At 70.9% G+C, this 22,477-nt stretch carries 19 protein-coding genes; 10 read left to right on the forward strand and 9 right to left on the reverse strand.

The annotated features are described in order from the left end of the window. Window positions 1–181: 181 nt before the first annotated feature. Both H4W80_RS04495 and H4W80_RS04500 read right to left on the reverse strand, forming a co-directional pair. A complete protein-coding gene (locus H4W80_RS04495; RefSeq protein WP_192783905.1) occupies window positions 182–913 on the reverse strand; it encodes a hypothetical protein in 732 nt (243 codons plus the stop codon). A 66-nt stretch (window positions 914–979) separates the two neighbouring features. Beyond that, window positions 980–1,204 carry a hypothetical protein gene (locus H4W80_RS04500; RefSeq protein ID WP_192783906.1) on the reverse strand — a complete coding sequence of 75 codons (225 nt, stop codon included), beginning with the start codon at window positions 1,202–1,204 and terminating at the stop codon, window positions 980–982. Window positions 1,205–1,338: 134 nt separating this feature from the next. On the opposite strand from H4W80_RS04500, the gene H4W80_RS64375 reads away from it, so the two are divergent. Next, entirely contained in the window at window positions 1,339–1,632 is a 294-nt protein-coding gene (locus tag H4W80_RS64375; RefSeq protein ID WP_225964489.1) for an exo-rhamnogalacturonan lyase family protein, read from the forward strand. Here H4W80_RS64375 and H4W80_RS04505 read toward each other — a convergent pair. Both H4W80_RS04505 and H4W80_RS04510 read right to left on the reverse strand, forming a co-directional pair. Then, on the reverse strand, window positions 1,575–2,159 hold the full coding sequence (locus H4W80_RS04505) for a carboxymuconolactone decarboxylase family protein (RefSeq protein ID WP_318786696.1): 585 nt from the start codon (window positions 2,157–2,159) through the stop codon (window positions 1,575–1,577). The genes H4W80_RS64375 and H4W80_RS04505 overlap by 58 nt on opposite strands. 467 nt (window positions 2,160–2,626) lie before the next feature. Next, entirely contained in the window at window positions 2,627–3,208 is a 582-nt protein-coding gene (locus H4W80_RS04510; protein ID WP_225963233.1) for a TetR/AcrR family transcriptional regulator, read from the reverse strand. A gap of 92 nt (window positions 3,209–3,300) precedes the next feature. Here H4W80_RS04510 and H4W80_RS04515 point away from each other — a divergent pair, with 92 nt between their 5' ends. The 6 genes from H4W80_RS04515 to H4W80_RS04540 all read left to right on the forward strand — a co-directional run bounded on the left by H4W80_RS04515 (window position 3,301) and on the right by H4W80_RS04540 (window position 15,714). Continuing rightward, window positions 3,301–4,176: an SDR family oxidoreductase gene (locus H4W80_RS04515; RefSeq protein ID WP_192783908.1), complete on the forward strand. Its 876-nt coding sequence runs from the start codon at window positions 3,301–3,303 to the stop codon at window positions 4,174–4,176. Between the two features lie 272 nt (window positions 4,177–4,448). Beyond that, on the forward strand, window positions 4,449–4,718 hold the full coding sequence (locus H4W80_RS60185; RefSeq protein ID WP_225964491.1) for an SDR family oxidoreductase: 270 nt from the start codon (window positions 4,449–4,451) through the stop codon (window positions 4,716–4,718). An 850-nt stretch (window positions 4,719–5,568) separates the two neighbouring features. Next, the gene (locus H4W80_RS04525) at window positions 5,569–8,268 is read left to right on the forward strand and encodes a DUF6603 domain-containing protein (protein ID WP_192783909.1); all 2,700 of its coding nucleotides are present in this window, start codon (window positions 5,569–5,571) and stop codon (window positions 8,266–8,268) included. A gap of 35 nt (window positions 8,269–8,303) precedes the next feature. Then, window positions 8,304–10,490 (forward strand): hypothetical protein, encoded by a 2,187-nt coding sequence (locus tag H4W80_RS04530; RefSeq protein WP_192783910.1) that lies wholly within the window; start codon window positions 8,304–8,306, stop codon window positions 10,488–10,490. Then, window positions 10,487–14,038, forward strand: a complete 3,552-nt coding sequence (locus H4W80_RS04535) for a hypothetical protein (RefSeq protein WP_192783911.1) — start codon at window positions 10,487–10,489, stop codon at window positions 14,036–14,038. The genes H4W80_RS04530 and H4W80_RS04535 overlap by 4 nt, the downstream gene beginning before the upstream one ends. After that, complete coding sequence (locus tag H4W80_RS04540) at window positions 14,035–15,714, forward strand: PLL family lectin (RefSeq protein ID WP_192783912.1); 1,680 nt, start codon at window positions 14,035–14,037, stop codon at window positions 15,712–15,714. The genes H4W80_RS04535 and H4W80_RS04540 overlap by 4 nt, the downstream gene beginning before the upstream one ends. Before the next feature lie 57 nt (window positions 15,715–15,771). Here the strand turns inward: H4W80_RS04540 and H4W80_RS04545 are convergent, their stop codons facing one another. The 3 genes from H4W80_RS04545 to H4W80_RS04555 are packed head-to-tail and all read right to left on the reverse strand — an operon-like array spanning window position 15,772 to window position 18,501. Next, entirely contained in the window at window positions 15,772–16,908 is a 1,137-nt protein-coding gene (locus tag H4W80_RS04545) for a mandelate racemase/muconate lactonizing enzyme family protein (protein WP_192783913.1), read from the reverse strand. After that, a complete protein-coding gene (locus tag H4W80_RS04550; RefSeq protein ID WP_192783914.1) occupies window positions 16,905–17,840 on the reverse strand; it encodes a dihydrodipicolinate synthase family protein in 936 nt (311 codons plus the stop codon). The genes H4W80_RS04545 and H4W80_RS04550 overlap by 4 nt, the downstream gene beginning before the upstream one ends. Then, a complete protein-coding gene (locus tag H4W80_RS04555; RefSeq protein ID WP_318786697.1) occupies window positions 17,827–18,501 on the reverse strand; it encodes a GntR family transcriptional regulator in 675 nt (224 codons plus the stop codon). Before H4W80_RS04555 ends, H4W80_RS04550 begins: the two co-directional genes overlap by 14 nt. A 179-nt stretch (window positions 18,502–18,680) precedes the next feature. Here H4W80_RS04555 and H4W80_RS04560 point away from each other — a divergent pair, with 179 nt between their 5' ends. Genes H4W80_RS04560 through H4W80_RS63370 form a run of 3 tightly spaced genes read left to right on the forward strand, consistent with a single transcriptional unit; the run spans window position 18,681 to window position 21,849 of the window. Continuing rightward, window positions 18,681–20,039, forward strand: a complete 1,359-nt coding sequence (locus H4W80_RS04560; RefSeq protein ID WP_192783916.1) for an ABC transporter substrate-binding protein — start codon at window positions 18,681–18,683, stop codon at window positions 20,037–20,039. After that, window positions 20,036–20,950 (forward strand): carbohydrate ABC transporter permease, encoded by a 915-nt coding sequence (locus H4W80_RS04565; RefSeq protein ID WP_192783917.1) that lies wholly within the window; start codon window positions 20,036–20,038, stop codon window positions 20,948–20,950. Before H4W80_RS04560 ends, H4W80_RS04565 begins: the two co-directional genes overlap by 4 nt. After that, window positions 20,947–21,849, forward strand: a complete 903-nt coding sequence (locus H4W80_RS63370) for a carbohydrate ABC transporter permease (protein WP_318786698.1) — start codon at window positions 20,947–20,949, stop codon at window positions 21,847–21,849. The genes H4W80_RS04565 and H4W80_RS63370 overlap by 4 nt, the downstream gene beginning before the upstream one ends. Here H4W80_RS63370 and H4W80_RS60190 read toward each other — a convergent pair. Next, window positions 21,839–22,234: an NAD(P)-dependent oxidoreductase gene (locus H4W80_RS60190; protein ID WP_318786699.1), complete on the reverse strand. Its 396-nt coding sequence runs from the start codon at window positions 22,232–22,234 to the stop codon at window positions 21,839–21,841. The genes H4W80_RS63370 and H4W80_RS60190 overlap by 11 nt on opposite strands. Then, window positions 22,192–22,464: a Rossmann-fold NAD(P)-binding domain-containing protein gene (locus H4W80_RS60195; RefSeq protein WP_225966524.1), complete on the reverse strand. Its 273-nt coding sequence runs from the start codon at window positions 22,462–22,464 to the stop codon at window positions 22,192–22,194. The genes H4W80_RS60190 and H4W80_RS60195 overlap by 43 nt, the downstream gene beginning before the upstream one ends. Between the last annotated feature and the right edge of the window lie 13 nt (window positions 22,465–22,477).

The following is a 22,477-nucleotide window of genomic DNA, read 5'->3' on the forward strand; positions in this document are numbered from 1 at the left end:
GTCGTACACACCGCATCGATCCGTGGATCAGGTCGCTCCGCTACGAGCCCTGCCGCCCCCGATGGATCCAGGGGGCTGTCAACGGCCGGCCCGAGCGTAGTCGTGTACCGTACCGGATCCGATCACCGCTCCGGAGCGATTCGTCGCCCCGCGTACGTCGACGAGACAGGTCGCCCGCAGTTCAGGGACGTACGAAGCGGTCGTCGAGCGCGGCCTGCGCCGGCGGCGGCGCCCGTAGCCCCGTGAAGGCCAGCGCCGCGGACAGCACCCCGAGCAGCGCGCACTGCCCGCACGCCGTCACCCAAAGGATCGTGCCGACCTCGCCCTCGTTGGCGTAGGCGAGCAGCGACAGCCGTGGCAGCAGCAGGAACAGGCCGTAGATCGACAGCGCGAGCGGCCACGACGACGAGCGCCTCCGGGTCAGGGCGAGCACCCCGCTCACGGCGAACACCGCTATCCCCGCCCCGGCGGGGTCCATCCACAGGAACATCCAGGGCGAGTCGACCCGGCCCCAGGGCAGGATCTGCGTCCACCCCTGCAGGGCGAGCGCGCCGCCCACCGGCAGCAGCGCGAGCCACCACGGCCGCCGGACAGGAGGCATGTCGGCGTGGAACCCGGCCAAGAGCGCGATCACCGGCACCCCGGCCGACGCGAGGTGGGCCGCGTCCTCCAGAGGCAGGATGGGCTCGCCCGCGACCACGTGTTCGATGAGGAAGTGGACCGGCGGCAGGACACCCGGCAGAGCCGCGATCTTCGCCTCACGCGGGCGGCCACGCATGATCGCCGCGAAGGCGACGGCGGTGCAGGCCCCGGCGATCGTCACCACGATCTCGAGCAGCCGTTTCGGCGAACCGGGAGCGCCGAAGAAGTGGAATTCGCCGTCCGCGCCCAACCCGCGCAGCAGGTCACCCACGCCCGAGAGAGCGACGGACGCCTGGAAGGCCAGCCCGATCAGGGCCAGGAGGCGTACGGTCTCGCCTCAGGCGAGGAAGCGGGGCGCCGAGCCCGCGGCGCCGAGCCGGATCCGTACGGACAGGGCCAGCACGCTGGCGATCTCGCTCCAGGGCGGCCGGGGGTTGATCTCGTCGGGCGCGTCGCCGTACATCTCCATGAACGCGTCCACCATCTCCTCCTCGCGCTCGGCGCGGTAGGAGGCGGGCAGCAGGCGGAGCACCGAGCGGTAACGCTGTTCGAGCAGGGTCATGCGGCACCTCCGGCCGTCCGTGCGCGCAGCAGGGTCGTGGCGACGCGCGCGGTTCCTCCATGCGGGCGGCCTCCGCGCGCAGGGCCTCGGCGCCGTCGTCGGTCAGGCGGTAGTAGCGCCGCAGGCGCCCCCTGCTGTGCCTCTTCGCGGTCGAGCGCGATCAGGCCCCCGGCCGAGAGCCTGTCGAGTACGCCGGGGTCACCGGCGCGGACTGGGGCAACCTCAACCTCAAGCAGGCGTATGCGCGGGCCACCGCCTACGCGGCCAGGCAATTGAGCGACGTGACCCTCGCCGAGCGCGCCTGGCAGGAGCTACGCACCGGGCGAGCCCACGACCCGGCCTATCGACTACCTGGGCACCGGCATGTCTTTCAGGAGGACGGCGCGCCGATCCCGAACACTTCCATCAGCTGCGCGAGGGTGCGGTAGTAGCCGATGAGGACGACGAGCTCCACGACACCTTCGTGTCCGAGCACGCTGACCATGGCCTCGTACTCGTCGTCGTCCAAGGGCCGAGGGGTGTCTTGCAGACGTCGGCACAGAGCGTAGGCCGCCCCTTCGACGGGATCTTCGGAGGCGAAGGTGCCGGAGGCCAGGGCGGACAGTTCTTCTTCGGTGAGCCCTGCCGCGCGTCCCACCCGCTCGTGGGCGTACCTCTCGAAGTCGCTCCGGGTGGCCGCTGCGACGGTGAGAATGGCGATCTCGCGGGTTCGGGCGCTCATCTTGGTGCGGTAGCGCACCGCCGCGCCCAGCTCCTGAAGCGCCCCGCCGAGGGCGGGCGCGTACAGCATCACGCCGAAGGGGCCGTTCAGCGACCCGTCCCGGTCCTGGACCGCGAAGTGCTGGGGACCAGTGACGCGGGGACCTGAGGTGATTTCTTGGTAGAGGGCCAACTGTTCCTGACTCAGCGCGGCTCGCGTCAGTTTCGGCAGGCGGGGGGCAGAGGCGTCGTGCACGTGGATGTCCTGTTCGTGAGCGTCGTGTCAGAGACGGGTGGTGGAGAACTGTACGACGATCGCCAATGGTCTCGTCCTCGTCGAACGCGCGGCCCTCGTGGTTGGCGCCGTCCAGGAGCAGGCTCTGTGCGCGGCCGCCGGCTGCCCGCATCGCCTCTGCGATCCATCGGCTCTGCTGGGCCGTGGTGATGGCGTCGCCCGTCCCGCGCAGCAGCAGCGTCGGAGGGCTTGCGGGGTGGACGTGCGTGACCGGGCTGAGCGCGGGGAGGTGCTCCTCGGTGAGCTCGGATTCGGGTACGCCCGCGAGCAGGGCGGGGTCGGGGCGAGCAGAAGGTCTGCCGTGTCCATCCAGGCATAGGGCGGCCCTTCCACAACTCCGGGACGCGCCGATCCACGCGCGGCAGTACGCCAGGAGCATGCGCATGCCTTGCAACGCCGGCGCCGTTCCACGTGTCGCTGGATGGTTCTCAGGAGTTGGGCTGGGGCGGCTGAACGAGCCCGGCCACGGCGCTCACCACCGCGGCCCGGCGGCTGGCGAGATCGTGGAACCCGAATTCCGGTTGCAGCGCCTTCAGTGACCAGGCGGCGCTGTCCCAGCTGATCACCACTCCGATCACCATGGCCATGAGCTCCGCCGGCGGGATGTCGTTGCGAAGCTTGCCCGCTTGCTGAGCGGCCGCGATCGCGACGACCCTCGCGCGGTATCCCGCGACCTCGGGCTCGAAGGACTGTTCTCGTTCCAGCCCTGCCCACAGGTAGAGCCGCCGGACGTGCGGCCACTTCTCCAGGCGGTCGAACAGGTCGCCGGCGTAGCCGATGAGGTGATCGTCGCCGAAGGGGATCGATGCCGCGAGCTCCAGGAAGGTGTCGGCGACGACCTTGTCGAACAGCTCTTCCTTGGTGCCGAAGTGCATGTAGATCGACCGCTTGTTGGCCGCGGCGTTCTCGGCGATGCGATCGACCCGGGCACCGGCCAGACCGTACCGGGCGAACTCGTCGACCGCCGCTTTCATGAGTCGCCGCTTGGTCTCGGTGGCGTCAGGTGGCATCCACCCATCGTACATAACTATCCAGGGATTTACGTACGGCGCGGCGTGCTGTATGAATACATCTAGTTAGTTACAAACGAAGGGGAACCCTCATGGGCACCTGGTTCATCACCGGAACCTCCTCCGGCTTCGGCCGTGAGCTCACCGAACAACTGCTCGCCCGAGGAGACCGGGTCGCCGCCACCGCGCGACGCCCGGAGTCCCTCGACGACCTGGCGGCCCGCCACGGCCGGCAACTGTGGCGAGCCCGCCTGGACGTCACCGACACGACCGCGCTGCGCCAGGTCGTGGACCGCGCGTTCACCGACCTCGGCCGCATCGACGTCGTGGTGTCCAACGCCGGCTACGGCCTGTTCGGGGCACCCGAGGAACTCACCGACGAGCAGATCGACCGGCAGATCGCGACCAACCTCACCGCCTCGATCCAGCTCGCCCGCGCCGCCACCCCGCATCTGCGCCGGCAGGGCGGCGGACGCTACATCCAGATCGCCAGCGTCGGCGGCCAGATCGCCTTCCCCGCCATGAGCCTCTACCACGCCACCAAGTGGGGAATCGAGGGATTCTGGGAGTCCTCCGCCGCCGAGCTCGCGCCGTTCGGCATCGGCGTCACGATCGTCGAGCCCGGCATGTCCCGCACCAACTTCGGCGGCGGCGGCGCCGTCCTCGGCGCACCGCTGCCCGAATACGCCGACGGCCCGTCCGGGCAGCTGCGGCGCGTGCTCTCCGGCGAACTGCCGCCGCTGCCCACACCTGGCGACCCCGCCAAGATGGCGGCGGCCATCATCGCCTCCGCCGACCAGGCCGAGGCGCCGCTCCGCCTGACGCTGGGCTCCGACGCCTACGAGCTGGCGACCACGGCCCTGCGCGGCCGCCTCGAAGCCCTGGAGGCCGGGCGAAGCCTTGCCTACTCCACCGACGCCGACGACGTCGTCCACGCACCTGCCCTCACCGCCTCCACCTCCCGCTGAAGGAGCCCGCCATGTTCGATTTCACCGGCAGACCGTCCTGATCACCGGCGCCTCCGGCGCGCTGGGCACCACGCTGTCCGTCCAATTCGCGCAGGCCGGCGCGAACGTCGTCGCCGCGTCCCGCAGCCGCTAGGACGAGGTGGCCGAGAAGGCCGGCGGCAACAGCCTCGGCGTCCGCCTCGACGTCACCAGCGAGACGGAGTGGGCCGAGGCGATCACCCGGGCTCACCGCCGCGCCCGGCCTCGTCGCCTACAGCAGCAGCAAATGGGCACTGCGCGGACTCACGCGCGCCGCGGCCAAAGAACTCGCCCGCGACAGCATCCGCGTCAACGCCGTCCACCCCGGCATCATCGAAACGCCCCTGGCCTACGACCCCGACGGCAACCCGATCGTCCCCGTCGACAACCTCGCCGTCCCCCGCAACGCGGCCCCCGACGAGATCGCCGACTTCATTCTTTTCACCGCCTCCGACCAAGCCCGCTTCGCCACCGGCTCCGAAGTCCTCGCCGACGGCGGCTACATGCTCGGCGCCATCGCCTGACAACAGGCAAGCTCATCACCGCATCAGGGGCAATCGAGCTCACCATTGTTCAGCCTCCGCTCGACGCGGGCGGGTGCCGCTTCATGACTCGTCGCAGGGCGCTTGGTCTGCGGTTTTGAGTTGGAGCGGAGGCCTCAGCAGGAGCGCTGATGTGCTGGATGCGTGCAGAAGAGCAGGTGGCGAGCATGCATTCGGCTATCTGCGCCTCGCAGAAGGCGGCCGAGAACCGAGAAGTCTCGGAGCCGATTTCCTCTCGCAGGCACCAGGCCATCACCTCCCCGCTACTTCACTCAAAGTGAGCGCGTGCTTACTTTGAGCGAGAATGCCGATCCAGAGAAAGGAAAGGTTTCTGCCCATCCTGTCCGCCCTCGTAGACCGCACCACCACCGCAACCCCTCCACGGGACAGGTCGGCGTCGGGCCACGCCCTGCGTCTCGGGCGCATGCCGTTCGCCGGCGTCGACCAGTCCCTCGAGGCCCGGTTCACCACAGTGATCGACGCACGTGCGAGCTTCCGAGCGACAGGAGCGACAGGAGGGACATGGGCGACCTGGTCGAGTTGTGGAAGCGGGACATCAGTGATGGCGGGGTCATCGACGACCTGCTTGACGAGACGCACCCGGGGTTCACCGGCGCGAAGCTGAGCCGGCCGCGCGCTGTGTGCCCGGCGGCGAGGCTTCGGGACACAAGGCGGCGCACGGCACCGCGGTGGCCGGCGAGCGCGTGGTTCGGACCATGGGGGAGGGGTTGCCGTGCCGACGGTGGATGATCTGCGTGCTTTGCTGGAGGACGCGCGGTTGGAGGGTGCGCTGAGTCTGCCTGCTACGGCGTTGGGGCCGTGGTGGGAGCCGGTGAGCGCACTGTGGGCCGGGGACGGCCTGCGGATGGAGCGGCTGGACGGCGGCGATCCGGCCCGGCTTGCGGTACGAGGGTTCGCGGCGCTGGCGGACAGGAGTGCGGCGCCCGCGGTGGTGTCGGTGGAGTTCACCGCTGCCGATGGTGAGGTGGCCGGTGTCTCGCTGTCGGTGGACGGCGTGGAGCCGGGGATTCCTGCGGCGTGGTTGGCCGGGCGGGTCGGTGCCGTGTGTGCGCGGCTGCCTGAGAACGCGGTGGTCAGTGGGTTCCGGGTGCGGGCGGGCGCCGACGGGCTCGCGCTGGACGGGTGGGGCCCGGAAGTCCGGCTTGCCGTGCGCAAGAGCGCCGGTTCGCTTTGTGCCGTGGAGGGCGGCGGCGGGGACGGTGGCCGGTGGCGGGTGGTGTGCTGTGATCGCGACCTGACGGCGGACGGCCTCGCGGAGGCGGCGTCGGGGCTGGACGACCTGGTGCCTCGGCTGCCCCAGGGCCTGGCGGCGGGTTCCTGGCTGGTGCTGCCGGGTCCGGCCGTGGTGCCGGTGCGCGGAGGCCGGCACAACGTTGCGCGTGGTGCGGAGCGCGATGGTCTGGGGCGGGCGTTGCCGGTGAAGCCGCAGCGGCCGCGGCCGCTGCCGTCGCGGCGGGTGCCGACGGCGGTGGCCGGGCGCGAGGGTTTCACGGTGCTGGCACCGGCCGCGCAGGGGGCGCAGCCGCTCGGGTGGAGCATCGGGACGCCGGGTGACGGCGAGGGGATCACCGTCTCCTACCGGGTGCCTCCGCTGTCGGTGACGGGAACCTTGACGGCCCTGCCCGCGTCGCCGCCGTACCGCACGGTGCTGGGCGGGGTGCTGCTGGTGGAGAGCACGCTGGTCACCGGCAGCGCGGTGGGAGCCTACGTCGTGCCCGGTGAGTCCGGGGTGCGGCCGTCGATGTTCGCTTTCGGCGCGCTCGGCCGTGACAAGGGGATCGGGCCGCCGCCGTTCCAGGTGCGCGGCATCGCGCTGGGAATGGGCTGGAACAGCCGGGTTCGGCAGCCCACGATCGAGGAGGTGGCCGATTTCCCGTTCGTGGTGGCGTTGGACAACCCGGGGGCGATCGGCGGCGCGGGCGGCGACCCGGTGCAGGTGCTGCGTAACCTGACCGGCGGGAACGACCCGTGGGTGCGGCCGGCCGAGGGCGAAGTGTGGGTCGCCGCGGGCCTGGCGTTCAGTTGCTTCGATGTGGTGTTCGGCCGGGCGCTGGCGATGGTGCAGACCGGGGCGGATCTGACGATCGCGCTGCTGGGCGTGGGAAGTGCGGAGCTGCCCCGCAAGGCGGGCAGGAAGTTCGCGAAGGCGGAGATCGCCCTGGAGGCGGTGCTGAAGCCGAACGCGGGGGAGATGCGGCTGTCGGCGGCGTTGACACCGGCGTCGTTCGTGATCGACCCCAACTGCAGGCTGCGCGGCGGGGCGACGCTGGCGGTGTGGTACGGCTCCAGCCCCCAGGCGGGCGACTTCGTCCTGAGCCTGGGCGGCTACCACCCCAACTACAAGCCGCCGGCGCACTACCCGGTGCCTGCGCGCCTGGGTTTCGACTGGGACCTGACGGGGAGCGTGACCGTCAGCGGCAGCGCCTATTTCGCGGTCACGCCGTCGGCGGTGATGCTCGGCGGCAGCCTGGATGTGCGGTTCCATTCGGGCATCCTGCGGGCGTGGCTGACCGCGCAGGCGGACGCGCTGATCCAGTGGGAGCCGTTCGCGTTCGACATCGGCATCAGCGTGCGCATCGGCGTGCAGGCCCGAATCAAGATCATATTTGTGACGCTGACGATCACCATCGAGATCGGGGCGAGCCTGCGGCTGTACGGGCCCCCGACCGGTGGGGAGGCCACGGTCCACTTGTGGTTCATCGAGTTCACCATCGGTTTCGGGGCCGAGCGCAGCGCCGAGGACGACCTCCTGGACTGGGGGGAGTTCACGCGAATGCTGCCGCCGCCTGGCGGGCTGGTGCGTATTCACCCGGGTGCGGGACTGATCAGCGACGAAGGGCGGGTCGGTGGCGCGGGCGGCGCGTGGCTGGTCTCCTCCGCGGGTTTCGCGTTCACCGTGGACTCCTCGGTGCCGATCACCGAGATGTACGTCGACAGCCTGTCCACCTCGCCGGTGCAGCGCGGTGACCGGGTCGGGGTGCGGCCGATGGGCGAGCGGGACCGCACGGCCAAGCAGGTGGTCGCACTGCTGCTGGAGGGGGAGCCGCTGTCCCTGGGCGGGTGGGGGAGACGGTTCCACCGCTCGGCGGTGCCGCGGTCGCTGTGGGGGACCGGGTCGCCGACTTCGCTGCCGCCGGACGGGGCGCAACTGATCCGCAACCAACTGACCGGCGTTGAGCTGGCGTCCCCGGCGGCGGACAACGGCGGCAGCACCGGGTACGTCTCGGCCGAGCACCTCAAGTTCGATCGGATGGATCCCGGCGTGCTGCCGTTGGACGCGAACGCTCGTCCCACCGGGCCGACTCCGGTGCGGCTGCCCGGAGGGCAGGCGATCGACCGTATCCGCTCCACCGTCGATGCCGCGCCGCAGCGTTCCGCCCGGGCCGCACTGGTGGCCGCGCTGGCCGCTGCCGGGGTGGAGGTGGGGGCGGTGGATCGAGATCTGCCCGGATACGCCCGTGCGGCCGAGTCCGCCTTCACCGCGGCTCCGCAGCTCGTCCCCATCGGCTGACCACCTCACCGGTGGAGAAAGGCTTCACATCGGTCATGAGCAGAATCAGCAGTGTCGAGCACCGGATGCGCCTGTTCGACCATCGCATCCCCGCCTTGTACGCGGGCAGGCACGAGATCCGCGTCGACCAGAGCCTGGATGCCACCGGGGCGAGCCTGCCCACGCACCGGCAACTGTTCGACGTACGGGAACTGCGGTTCGAGATCGCGGCCACGGACGTGCAGGCGTGCTATCCGCTGCCAGGGGCCAGCGGCCTCTACAGCCAGGTGCTGCCGCACATCACCCTGGACACGGCGGCGCTGCCGTGGCTGCGGCGCCTGCCGGGGACGGACAGGGCGACGCCATGGATGGCCCTGCTGGTCTTCCGCGAAGACGAACTCCCGGGAGACCCGCTGGCGACGGGCATGGTCGACGTGCAGACCGTGCGCGGGCTGCTGGACGGCGCCCTGCCCGGACAGCCGCCGCATATCGCGCCGGAGTACATCTTCGACGACGAATGGGACAGGGCGTGCACGACCATCCGCGTGCCCGGTGAGCTGTTCTCCGCGATCGCGCCGACGGCGAAGGACATGGCCGCACTGGCCCACCTGCGCGAAGGCGGGCCGCCGGACGCCACGCACAACCGCTCGGGCGACGAACCCGAGCCAGAGCTGGACGAGCTGAACGCGGTAGTGGTGGCCAACCGCTTCCCCTCCGTGGACGGCGGCATGCACGTCGTACACCTGCTCTCCTTCGACGGATTCGAGCGCTACCTGGACGGCGCGAGCGCCCCGCCGGCCGCGGGGCTGCGGATGGTCTCGCTGTGGTCGTGGACGTTCGAGTCCGCCAATGACACCGGGGTCGGCTTCGGTGACCTGGCGCACAACCTCGCCACGGGCCCGGATGCCCGGCCCGACCTGCTGCTGCGCCGACGGGTGCCGGATCCGGCCGGGTCGGAGCCCGCGCGGCGTGAGGTCGCCGAACGGCTGCGGGCGGGCGCGGCGGCACTCGCGCATGTGCTGGACTCCGGCGAGCGGTCGGTGGCGTTCTACCGCGGGCCGTTGACCGCGCAGCGCGCGCAGCCGCTGCCCGGCCCCGCCGAGGGGCGTTCCCGGCTGGAGTCCGCGGGTGAGGCGCTGACCTACCTGGAGGAACACGGTGTGTTCGACACCGGGTACGCGGCCGCGTTCAGCCTGGGGCGGCAGCTGTGCTTGGGCGATGAGGAGTTCCGTACCGCGCTGATGGAGTTCCGCAAGGCGGCGCGCGGCGTGGTGCGGCGAGTCGCCGGCCGAAGGGCGCTCGGGCGGTCGGTGACGGCGGGGGAGTTGTCCGGGCGGGCGGCGCGCGAGGCGTTCGACCGGCTGCTGACCGCCGAGTCCGGGCGCCGGTTCGGCCAGATGCTGTCCGCTGCGGGGGCGGCGGCCGCCGCCGGGCGGCGCACCCGCCGGGCAGGCGCCCGATCGGCCGGCGCGTCCAGTCCTGTGGGTGCGGTGCAGTTGCGCGCGGCCGTGGCGCAGGCGGACACGCGGGCGGTGCTGCGCGAAGTGCTCGCGCAGGAGCTCGAACCGGTCGCGGCGTGGCTGGGGCGGCTGCCGATGCTGGAGACGATCCCGTTCGAGCACCTGGTGCCGGACGAGGCGATGCTGCCGGTCGAGTCGCTGCGGTTCGCCTACACCGACCCCGGGTGGATACGCGCCGCCGTCGACGGCGCGCTCAGCGTGGGGGTGGGCCATGCCCTGGACGCCGATCTGAACGCGCTCGCCGCGCAGGTCGCCGAGCCGCCGCCGTGTGTGCTGCTGCTGCGGTCCGACCTGGTGCCGAACTGGCCGAAGATCATCATGACGGCCTTCCGCGGGGACACCGTGGTCGAGCCGGTGCGGCGCGCGGTGTACGGGCATGACGTGCTGTTGATGCTCTACCCGCAGGTGATCGACTGCTTCACGATGGCCGAGCCGCCGCAGGGCCTGCATTTCGGGTTCAGCGACATCGGCACCATCGAGCGGCGGAAGATCTCCGGTCCGGACGTGGGCGCGAGGCTGGGCGAGTTCCCCGAGGAGCCGACCGACGACCGGTTCGCGCGGTTCCTGCGGCCGGGTGGCCACGACGTGCTCAACGTCGACGGCACCGATGATGCGCTGCTGCCCGCCCTCTCGCGCGCTCACGAGATCGAGCGGCTCACCTCCGCGCAGTTCGCCCTGCAAATGATCAAGGCCCCTCAGTTTCAGGAGTTCTCCCGTCCATGAACACGACCGGGCGTTCGACAGGGCCGGCGATGACCGCGGCCAACACTCTGGTGGTCCCGGTCGAGGTCGCCGCGCTGGCGGTCAACGACCAGACCCGCATCACCGACGGCAGCTTCATCTGGCAGCGCTGGCAGGCCGACTTCAGCGCCGTGGCCGAGGACAACCTGCCGCCCGAACCGGTGCCGTTCACCTTCGAGGACTGGAGCGACGACCCCGGCCGGTGCGGGGTTTACCTGCAGTGGCAGCTACCCCAGGCGCTGACCCGTGGCCGGCACGACGAGGCCGAGGGCATCGGCGACTTCCCGCTGGTGCCCAACCGGTGGCTGGTCGTACGCCGTCTCGGTCTCCAGACGCCACGCACCTGGCTGGTGCACAGCGATTACCTCGGCAGCCGTGACGACGGGCCGGGCGTCACCCCCGGCACCGTGTCCTATCTCGACCCGAGCTCCGGACAGGAGCCGAAGGCGACCTTCCTCGGCCGCGCCGTCGAACTCACCCAGGACAACCCCTGGAGGGAACCGGACGACGCCCGTGAGCCGTTCCTGACCGCGATCGGGTCGGGCCTGCTGACCTTCGCGGCCTTCCAGCCGTACAACCACAACGTGTTCTCGCTGCACGACCCGCTCGACGATGTCACCAGAGACGCGACGCTGTCCTACCACGTGTCCGGCTGGTACTCCCATCCCGGTGCCGACATCGCCGCCAGAGCCGGCGAGGAGAGCCTGCACGAGTGGCTGGACCGCCTGCGGTGGAGCGCGCCGACCGCCACCAGCGAGGTGGCGCGCACCCTGTACACCGGCAGCGTGCTCAACCTGGTGTGGCAGCCGGGTGGGCCTGTGCCGGAGTCGGACTGCCCTGGGCCGGACAACATCGCGGTGTGCGTGGGCAACAGCTCCGCCGAAGCGGTCGCCGCCCTGCCCGGCGAGGCTGAAGGCGTCCTGGACGCCGAGGACTCGCGGCTGTTCCGCGCTTTCGCGCTGGGCTGCCTCGGCGCGCTGGACCGCGCCGACGGCGCCGGTGACGGGCTGGTCGCGCAGGCCGCTCACGACACAGGGTTCGGGACCTCCCCGGGAGGCTTCGCCTGGCGCGTGGTCGACCACGACGACGCCGAGGCCCGCAGCCGTACACTGGCCCAGCACCGCGTACGCGAGCAGCAGGTGGTCGCCGAGCTCAACCGCCTGCAGGCCGAGCACGACGCCGATGTACGCGCCCTGGCGGGGGAGCGCGACCGCCTGTTCGACCTGTGGTCGCTGTCGCAGGCGGCTCGCCGCCACCCGGACGTCGACGCCATCCTCGACGACGAGCTCGACCCCGACTTCTCCTCCGGCGCAGCCGGGCGTGCCGCCGCCCTCATCCGCCGCATTCGGACGGCACGCGAGGTTCTGCCCTGGGGCGAGACGCCCGAGGAGCTGGCGGCCGACGCGGCCGCCTACGCCGACCGGGCCGGGCTGCGCTCCGCATGCGTCCTCGAACGCGTCCCGGCACCACCCTTCCACCACGCCACCGACCCGGTGGTGGTGCTGCACGGCGCCCACCTCAACGCGCCGCTCACCCGCGGGTCGGCGCTGCCGTGCCGTCCCGCCGACCGGCTGGTCCGGGCCGTCCGTTTGATCACCGAGAACGACGTGCGCGCCGAAGTGCGGGCCGTGCCCACCAGCGGCCTGCCGGAACTGCTGCCCGCGGCGCTGACCGAGTTCTTCATCCTCGCCCGCGCCCGCCCAAGCGGCCCCATCAGCGCCGGGGACACCATCGGCGCCCCGCCCGAATACGGCATCGACCTGTGGCGGCAGCCCTGGCAGCCGCTGTTCCTGATGTGGAAGGCCAGCTACACGCCGCTGGCCTACACCGAAGCCGGCCGGCGCCGCTGGCGGTTCGACGGCACCCGCTACATCTGGGACGGCGACGGCGACATCCCCGACGCGGTCGAGGTCATGGGCCGGCAGATCCTCACCCCCAGCGTGGGGCACGCGCTGGCCGGACAGATCGACGCCCACACCGCGCACCGCACCGACCTGCCGGACGACCTGGTGCGCGGGCTGCGCGAGACCGTCCGCCGCGAGGACCTGCTGGCGCAGTCCCTGGACGGGTTCGGCGCGATGCTGCGCCAACGCGACCCCCGGGCGGGCCGCCGCCCCCCGGCCGGCGTCGAAGCCCTCATCGGCCCCACGGACATTTCCCCGCCCGTCCCCGGCATCCCGCCGAAGTATCCCGGACAGGAATGGCAGGACTCGCGCTACCACGAACTGCGTGCCGGGCAACTGGCCTTCACCCGGCTGTCGGTGGTCGACCGGTTCGGCCGCGCGGTCAACCTCATCGAGGACGAACGCCACTTCACCCCGGTGCTGCCGGACACGATGATCCCCGAGACCCCCGTCGATGACATCGCCTCCGACCGGCTGATCGAGTTCGGCCCGCGCCTGCTCCAGCCGGCCCGGCTGCGGTTCGACTTCCTGGCCAGTGACCGCGACGACGACATCGCCGTCACCCCCGGCGCCAACCCGGTATGCGCCTGGCTGCTCAACAACCGCCTCGACCGCGCCCTGGCCTGCTTCGACCCCGACGGCCGCGCCCTGGGCGAACTGCGGGACGTCCTGGCCCCCGACGGTGACCGCGCCGTCGCCTGGGCGCCCCTGCCCGGCTCGCACGTACGCGAGCTCGAGCAGCTACGCGAGATGTTGCCGCACACCTACGCGTTCCTCGACGCCATCCGCGGCCGCGGTCCGGCCGTGCTGGCGTCCGTGCGCGCCACCGTGGACGCGGCACTGACGACGATCGACCCGGACGGCCCCGCCGACGCCGGCCTGGGCTTCCTGCTCGGCCGTCCCGCCGCCCTGGTCCGCACGCGCCTGGACCTGGAACTGCTCGGTCCGGTACGCACTACCGTCGGCTGGACCCAGGTCGCCGACCCCCCGCCCCCCGAGGTGCCCTCCTACGAGTGGTTCGTCCGTCTGGGCGAGCCCGCGCGGACCGACGACGGCCTGATCGGCGTCGTCCTCAACGACGACTACACCCACCTGCACACCACGATCGCACCGGTCGGCGACCACGGCGGCTACCTGCGGCCCATCCCCATCGACGGCGAACCGTCCATCACCGTCTCCGTCACCGGCGCCCCGATCACCGCCACCCTGCTCGTCGACCCGCGGGTGCCCATCCACGCCACCACCGACATCCTGCCCACCGGCACCGTCCACATCCCCCAGGAGTTCACCGCCACCGCACTGTCGCGCATGGCCGTCGGCTTCCGCGCCGGGCCACTGCTGGCCGCCGAAGCCCGGGGGAGCGCGCTCACGCCCGCCCCCGCCACCGCGACCGGCACCTGGACCTGGTCAGAACCCACCGCCGACGGCTGGCGCAACCTGCCCATGACCACCCCCGACCCCACCGCAGCCTCCTTCCACCGGCCGCAGATCCGCTCCGGCTTCCTCGTCCTGAGCGACGTCCTGAGCGCCGGCCTGAGCGACGTCCCCGCCTTCACCGACAGCACCCCCGATCCCGCAGACGGCCAGGACGCCGATGGGGGAAACCAGAACGGAGCCGCCCGATGAGCCTGACCGTCTCCCAGTCCGTCGCCTCCACCGACAGCCCCTCGGCCTCCTCCAGCGGTCAGTCCGGTCTCGTCTACGACCTCAACACCGACCCCGACCCGCTGAGGGTCTCGCCCGCCCAAGGTGCCCTGGAACGCGGCGACATCGTCATCGTCGCCAGCGCCATGAACTTCAACCCCATCGACGTCCGCCGCATCACCGTCGGCTTCCCCGTCGGACCGCACGCCCACTCCCTCACCGAGCACCTGGAGCAGATCGAAGCCACCCTCAACCAGCAGGGCACGAGCTGGACACCCTCACACGACCCCCAGGAACAGCAGATCGTCTTCACACCCCCCGGCGGCAGCGCGGTCATCGACCCCGGCAGCGGCGCGACCATCCAACTGCGCAACATCCCCGTCAACCGCGCCGTCGGCACCGTCCCCCTCAACATCACCGTCTCCTGGCGGCGCGGCAACGCCGCCTGGAAGGACGACATCGATCTGCTCTCCGTCGGCAAGTTCCCGCCCGACTTCCGCCTGTCCAATCTCAAGGCCGCCCCCCTGACCCTCGAACACTCCGGCAGCGTCACCCTCACCTGGGAGGCCTCCTCAGGCGCCACCTACCGGCTGCTGTACGGGACCGCCGAAGTCGACGTCACCGACGTGCGCACCTACACCGTCAACAACCTCCGCCAGACCACCCCGTTCTACCTGCGCGGCATCGCCCAGTCCGGCAACTCCACCGTGGAGCGCACCCTGACCGCGATGGTCACCGTCACCGTCCCCGACCTGGAGGTCACCAACCTCTACGTGCGCGGCAACCTCAACGCACGCATGATGACCAACATGATGCGCACCAGCTACACCACCGCCGACGGCTGGGGCCCATCCGTACCGGTCAACCTCCACTCCGGCATCACCATCCCGGGCATGGCCGTGCACAACGACCGCCTGTACTGCGTCCACACCCCCTTGATCGGGGACCGCCTGCAATGGTCGGTCTCCAACGACGGCATCGACTGGCGCGCCGGCCAGCCCTTCAACGCCCGCAGCTACGACGCCCCCGCCCTCGCCTCCGCCGGCGGCCTGCTCCACTGCGTCTACCGCACCCCCGACGACGCCCTGCACCACACCACCTTCAAGGACGAGGTGTGGAGCCCGCCCGTCCCCATCGGCGAACGCCTCACCACCCACGCCCCCGCCCTGGCCACCATGGTGGACGGCACCACACTCGTATGCGTCTACCGCGGCACCGACGGCATCCTGTACTACATCGTCTATGACGGCAGCACCTGGAGCGGAGGAGAAAACCACTACGTACGCAGGGAGCGCAGTATCACCGGTCCTGGCATGACCGCAGGAATCAGGGGCGATCTCAACGTGGTGTGGTGCACCCACCAGTCGGAAGACGGCGGCTGGTGGCAGAACTACTACCAAGGTGGGTATTCCCCCGGCTGGCCAGGAGCTGGGTACGCCCCTACCGAGCGCTCCCAGAGCGCCAAGGCGTGCGCGACCTACGACCGCCGCCTCAACCTCGTCCACCGCCGCGAAGACGGCTACTACCTGCAACGCAGCGCGCCCGGCGGAACCGGCACAGAGGTTCCCATGCAGCGGATGGCCGTCTCCAACCACACCGCCGCAGCCCCCGTTCTCATCACCTACGACAATGCCCTGCACATGTACTACATGCGCTGACCTGCGGCTTCCGGGCCTGTGGGACTGTGCGGCCAACGGCGGAGCTGCAATCCGGTGTCAGCAGAACGCGAGGGACCCGTCCGGCCGGACGGGAACCCGGCGTTCCCAGTGCACGTAGTCGTCCTCCGCCAGCGCGTCCTCGTCGATGGTGATCCCCCAGCCGGGCCGGTCGGGCCGCAGCTCCAGGTGCCCGTCGACCGGCACGTACGGGTCCGGGCACCACCTCGTCGTCTCCGGCTTGTACTCCAGGATCGAGAAGTTGCTGCAGGCCGCGGCGAAGTGCACGTTGTGCGCGGTGGCCAGTGGCCCCATCGGGTTGTGGGGCGCCACCATGGTGTTGAAGGTCTCGGCGAGGGTCGCGATGCGCCGCATCTGGGACATGCCGCCCACCACGCAGATGTCCGGCTGGACGATGTCGGCGCCCCCGTGGGTGAGCAGGTTCAGGAACTCGTGGGGGGAGTACAGGCTCTCCCCGGTGGCCAGGGGCACCTCCAACTGCTGGCGCAGGTAGCCCCAGGAGGCGAAGTGCTCCGGGCGGAGCGGCTCCTCCAGGAAGAGCGGGTCCATCGGCGCCAGGGCGTTGCCGAGCTGAACCGCCTGGTAGGGCTCGAAGATCTTGGCGTGCGCGTCGAAGGCGAAGTCGAACTCCTCCGGGCAGCACCGCCTGACCTCCTGAGCCCATTCCGCGGTCTCGGCGACGACGAGGCCCCAGCGTCTGGCGTGCAGGTCCGTACGGAACGGGCTCAGCTTGAAGGCGGTGAGTCCGTGGCTCCGGTGCAGCTCGGTGGTCTGGCGGCGGCACTCGTCGGGGTCGGGCGCGGAGTAGAGCCCGCAGTAGACGCGCACCCGATCCCGTACGGCGCCACCGAGCACCTGGTAGACGGGCACGCCGAGCGCCTTGGCGGTGATGTCCCACAGCGCGTGGTCGATGGCGGCGATCGCCGCCAGCCCGAGCGCCCCCTGCGGGAACCTGGCGGTGCGGAGGAGGAGCTGGGACACGTATTCCACGCGCCGCGGGTCCACACCCTTGATCTGCCCGCCGAGGTAGTCGAGCAGGGGGCCGAGCGCCAGGTCGGGGCCGTGGTTGTAGGCCTCGCCCCAGCCGCTGACGCCCTCGTCGGTGTCGACGCGCACCAGCACCCGGGGACGATCGCCGACGCGCTGCACGAACGAGCGCAGGCCGCTGATCCTCATGACGCCGCCACGGGCAGGGGCCCGAGGTCGTCGGTCTTCGCCCACTCGGTGAGGATCCGCGCGACCTCCTGCCGTTCCGGTTCGCCGAGGACGGTGCTCGGCGCCCGGACCGCGCGGTCGCACAGGCCGAGCTGGTGCATCGCCTCCTTGACGACGCTGACGTTGTTGGCTCCGGCGTCGACCGCGCGCAGGTGCTCGAACCGCGCGATGTCGTGGAGCATCCGCTCCGCCGCCGGATAGCGCTCCTCGCGCAGGGCGTCCCTGAGCCGGAGCGAGAAGGCGGGGTTGACGTTCACCAGCCCGGAGGTGAAGCCCTCGGCCCCGTGGACGGCGTAGGACAGCGCGTACGGCTCGGCCAGCCCGGCGATCCAGACGAACCGGTCGGGGCCCACCTCCGAGCGTAGCTGCGCGAAACGGTTGACGTCCGCGACGGCGTACTTCAGGGCGATCACGTTGGGGCACAGGTCGCCCAGCCGCGCCAGCAGCCGGCCGTCGACCCAGGCGTTGCGCAGGTAGAGGACCAGGGCCAGGTCCGGCACCGCCTCGGCGATCTCCCTGTGGTAGTCGAGCCAGCCCTGGGCCGACACGTGCGGGTGCACCGGCTGGTGCACCATGACCATCCGGATGCCGTGCGCCGCCGCGTGGCGGGCCTCCTCGACGGCGGTGGCGACGTCGAGGCCGATCCCGGCCAGGAGGTGCGCCTCTCCCTGCGCGGCCTCCGCGGCGGCCGTGATCAGCTGAAGCCGCTCCTCGGCGCTCAGGGCGTAGAACTCGCCGGTGTTGCCGTTCGGGGTGAGCACCTTGACGCCCGCGTCGATCAGGCGGCGCAGCAGCGCACGGTACAGCGCGAGGTCGGGGACGCCGTCGGCATAGGGCGTGACCGGGATGGCGACGACGTCGCGCAGGGCCCGGGAGAGCTCACCGAACCTCACGGCCGGCCTCCTTGATCTGCTGGAGCGCCCGCTCCTGGAACACGCTGATGTGCTGCAACACGAGCCGGGCCGCCTCTTCGGCCTCCCCGTTCAGTGCCGCCTCGAGAATCTGCTGGTGCTCCTGCGCCTCGTCCTCCCAGGAGGGACGCTGGGACCAGACGTTGACGGAGATGAGGGCCGTCTGGTCGCGCAGCTGGTCGAGCACCCCGACCAGCACCTCGTTGTCGCAGTCGGCGTAGAGGGCGCGGTGGAAGTCGCGGTTGGCGAGGCTGCGGGTCACCTCGTCCGTGGTCTCCTCCGCCTTGCGCAGGGCCTCGCGGGCGAGCCTGCCGCCGTCGCGCAGCCCCGCCTCGACGCTTCGCCGCACCGCGACCGGCTCGATCAGGCACCGGGCGTCGAACACGCTGCGGGTGAGGCGCTCGTCGACCTTGCGGACCGTCACCCCGGTGTATTCGCTGATGGTGACCAGGCCGGCGCCGCTGAGCGTCTTCAGCGCCTCGCGCACCGGAGTCTTGGAGACACCGAAACGGCTGGCGAGCTCCACCTCCACGAGCGCACGCCCGGCCGGCAGCTCGCCGCTCAGAATGCCGCGACGCAGCGCTTCGAGGACGAGGGCCGTCCTCGAAGACGCTTTGATCGCGCCCAACGCTGTCTCACTCACCCGCGCTCCTTCACTTGTCGTCGACCGCCACGGCCGGCGCTCCGTCTGGCCGCCGGGGTGGGATCGGAGGGCACAAGGCCCGTTGTATAGAACCGACCATACCCTAAATCTCATATCTCATGTACCGTATGGCAACCGCACAGCGGAGCGCAGTTCTTGGTGAACGAGAGGAAAGACCCATGACCCGTCAGCACCACCCGGCCGAGATCCTCGGCCCGCACGCCCTGTCCCGGCGCGGCTTCATCCGGACGGCGGCACGGGCCGGCGTCGCCATGGGTCTGGCGTCCGCGGTGAGCGCCTGCGACGGCTCAGGCGGCGGCAGCGGCGGCGCCGTCACGTTGCAGTTGTGGGACACCGACACCCGCCCGGAGCGCACGGCCAACCTCAAGAAGCTGATCTCGATGTTCGAGGCCAAGAACCCCGGCATCCGCATCAACTACCTGGGCCTGCCCACCGACCAGTACATGCAGAAGATCAACACCGCGATCGCCACGCGCTCCACACCCGACCTGCTCACCCCGAAGGCGTCCGACCTCGCGGCCCTGGTGGCCCAGAACGCGCTCGCTCCCCTGGACGACCGCGTCAAGAAGGCCGGCCTCGAACAGCACATCTCCGAGCAGATGCTCAAGTCCACCCGGGCCGCCGCCCCCGACGGCAAGCTGTACCTGACGCCCACCACCAGCCTCGCCGACGTGATCTACTATCGTGCCGACTGGTTCCAGGAGGCCGGGCTGAAGCCGCCGGCCACCTGGGCGGACTTCGACGCGGCCGCGAGCCGTCTCACCAACGCCTCCTCCGGCCGCTTCGGCTACACGCTGCGCGGCGGCAACGGCTTCTTCAGCCAGTTCGTGCAGATGGTCTATCCACGCGCGGGCGTGAGTACGTTCTTCCGCGAGGACGGGTCCTCCACGCTGGACGACCCCGCGGTCATCGCCGCCTGCGAGAAGTACGTGGCCCTGTTCGGCAAGCAGACCGCGCGCAGTGATCTGACCGCCGACTTCAAGACCATGGTGGCCCAGTTCGGCAACGGCGGCGCGGCCATGTTGAGCCACAGCATCGGCTCCTACCCCAACCACGTCGCCGCCCTGGGAGCCGAGAAGGTCGGCGCCGTCGCGCCCTTCCCCGGGCCGGACGGCCAGGTGCTGACCGGCTGGATGACGACCGGGTTCGCGATGTTCCAGGCGAGCGAGCACCAGGAGGAGGCGTGGAAGTTCCTCGCCTACACGATGGAGCCCGAGGGCAACAGCTTCTGGGCCCAGAAGTCCGGATACCTCCCGGGCAACACGACGGTCGCGAAAGAGCAGTGGGTGACCGAGAACGCCGCCATGAAGGCCGCGCTGGACGCCGCCGCGAAGCCCGGCGTCGTGACCCTGGAACTGCCCTACTACCTGCCGGAATTCACCTCCATCACCGTCACCGACCTGCTTCCGGAGTGGCAGAAGGTGCTGCAGGGCAGCCTGACGTCCCGTGACTTCCTCACCGCCGCGGCCGCGGCCCTGACCACGGCCAAGCGCAAGTACGACAAGGAGCACGGATGAGTTCCACGACCGCCGAACCGGTGCGCCGGCCGACCGGGTCCCGGACCGGGCACGCGTACCTGCTGATCGCGCCGGCCGTCGTGCTGGTGCTGGTCTTCCTGCTCTATCCCGTGCTCAGCGTCTTCTGGGAGAGCCTGCGCCACCACAACCTCACCCGGCCACTCGACGACGGGTTCGCCGGCCTGGACAACTACCGGGCAATGCTGGCCGACGAGCAGTTCTGGCGGAGCCTGCGCTTCACCGGCCAGTGGGTGTTCGTGGAGGTGGCGCTGCAGTTCGTGCTCGGCCTGGCGCTGGCGCTGGTGCTGAACCGCACCTTCGTGGGCCGCGGGCTCGCCCGCGCCCTGGCCTTCAGCCCATGGGCGGTGTCGGGCATCCTCACCACGACGATCTGGATCCTGCTCTACAACCCCACCACCGGGATCGGGCACTACCTGGCGTCCATGGGCATCGGCGAGTACGGGACCTCCCTGCTGTCGGATCCCGACACGACCTTCTGGGCCTTGATCCTCGCCGAGCTGTGGAAGGGCATCCCGTTCTTCGCCATCCTCATCCTCGCCGACCTGCAGTCGGTGCCGCTGGAGCTGTACGAGGCGGCGGGCGTCGACGGCGCCGGGCCGCTGCGCCGGTTCTCGGCGGTGACCTGGCCGCACATCCGCAGGGCCGTGGTCATCGCCACGCTGCTGCGGGCGGTGTGGGAGTTCAACAACGTCGACCTGCTGTACACGATGACCGCCGGCGGCCCGGCGGGTTCGACGACCACGCTGCCGCTCTACGTGGCCCAGACCGCCATCCACGACCAGGACTTCGGCTACGGCTCCGCGCTCACCGTCACGGCGTTCCTGCTGCTGACCTTCGCGTCCCTGGTCTATCTGCGCATCAGCTCCGGCGATTCCAAGGAGGGCAAGTGAGCCTCGCCACCCGCGACGACGTCGGGCCGGCCCCGGCGGCACCACCGACCCGGCACGCGACCGGCGCGCACGCGGCCCGCAAGCGACGGCGCTCGGTGGGCGACCGCCTGATGCTGTGGGTGCCGCTGACGTTGTTCCTGCTTTTCACGCTCGTCCCGTTGTACTGGATGGTGCTGTTCGCCTTCCGGCCGACGGGTTCCACGGCCCTCGTGCCGTGGCCCATCACGCTGGAGAACTTCGAGAGGGTCTGGGAGGGCTCGGGCTTCGGCGTCTACTTCCGCAACAGCATCGCCGTCGCGGTGGCCAGCCTCGTCGTGTCGACGGTGATCGGCATGCTCGGGGGGTACGCGCTCGCCCGCCTCAGCTTCCGCGGCAAGAACGTCTTCCTGGTCATCATGCTGTGCACCCAGTTCATCCCGGGCGCCATGATGCTCATCCCGCTCTTCCAGATCTTCAACGGGCTCTATCTGACGAACAGCCTATGGAGCCTGATCATCGCCGACACCGTCTTCCACCTGCCGCTCTCCCTCGTCCTCATGGCGGGCTTCATCAGAAATGTGCCGGTCTCCCTGGAGGAGTCGGCTCAGGTGGACGGGTGCGGCCGGATCCGGGCGTTCTGCGCGGTCGTCCTGCCGCTGCTGAAGCCCGGGATCGTCGCCGTCGGGTCCTTCGCGTTCATCAGCGCGTGGAACAACTTCCTGTTCGCCATCATGTTCATCAGCTCCCAGGACCGGTTCACCGTGCCCGTCGGGCTGAGCTACCTGCTGGGCGAGTTCGGCAGCGACTTCGGCGCTCTCGCCGCCGGAGGCCTGATCGCCGTCGCGCCCGTGGTCGTGCTCTTCGCGTACGTCCAGCGCTTTCTCATCCAGGGGTTGAGCGCCGGCGCGGTCAAGGGCTGACCCGCGCCGGGATGTGCGGCGTGAGCTGCACGTTGGGCAGCCCGAACAGCGGTGAGCCGATCGGCAGTGGTTCCGGGTCGGTGACGTCGAGGATCGCGCTGAGCCGCCCGCTCACGCATTCGGCGGTGAGCGCGTCGGTGTCGATCAGGCTGCCCCCGGCGGTATTGATGACCGTGGCGTGGTCGGGAAGCAGAGCCAGGCGGTCGGCGTCCAGCAGGCCGCGGGTCCCAGGCAGTGACGGCGCGTGCAGGGTCACGATGTCGCTGCGGCGCAGCAGGTCGGGCAGCGGCACGGGGGTCGTGCCGAGGTCCTCGGCGTCCGCCTTTGTGGCGTACGGGTCGCTCACGAGCACGGTGAGGTCGAAGGCCTGCAGCAGGCGTGCCACCGCCAGCTGGTGTGCGACAGGCCGACGATGCCGACGACGCGACCGTAGTTCGACCCGGCGGTCATCCGTTCCCGCCACGCGGGGTCGGCGCCCCGCCGCCGGTACGCCTCGGCGAAGGCGCTCACGCGTTTGCCGCTGTGCAGGATCGCGGCGAGGGTGTACTCCGCGACGGGCACCGCGTTGGCGTTGGCCGCGGAGGTGACGAGGATTCCGCGTTCCCAGCACGGCACCACCGCGTCCTGG

The organism is Nonomuraea angiospora (assembly GCF_014873145.1).
Classification (GTDB): domain Bacteria; phylum Actinomycetota; class Actinomycetes; order Streptosporangiales; family Streptosporangiaceae; genus Nonomuraea; species Nonomuraea angiospora.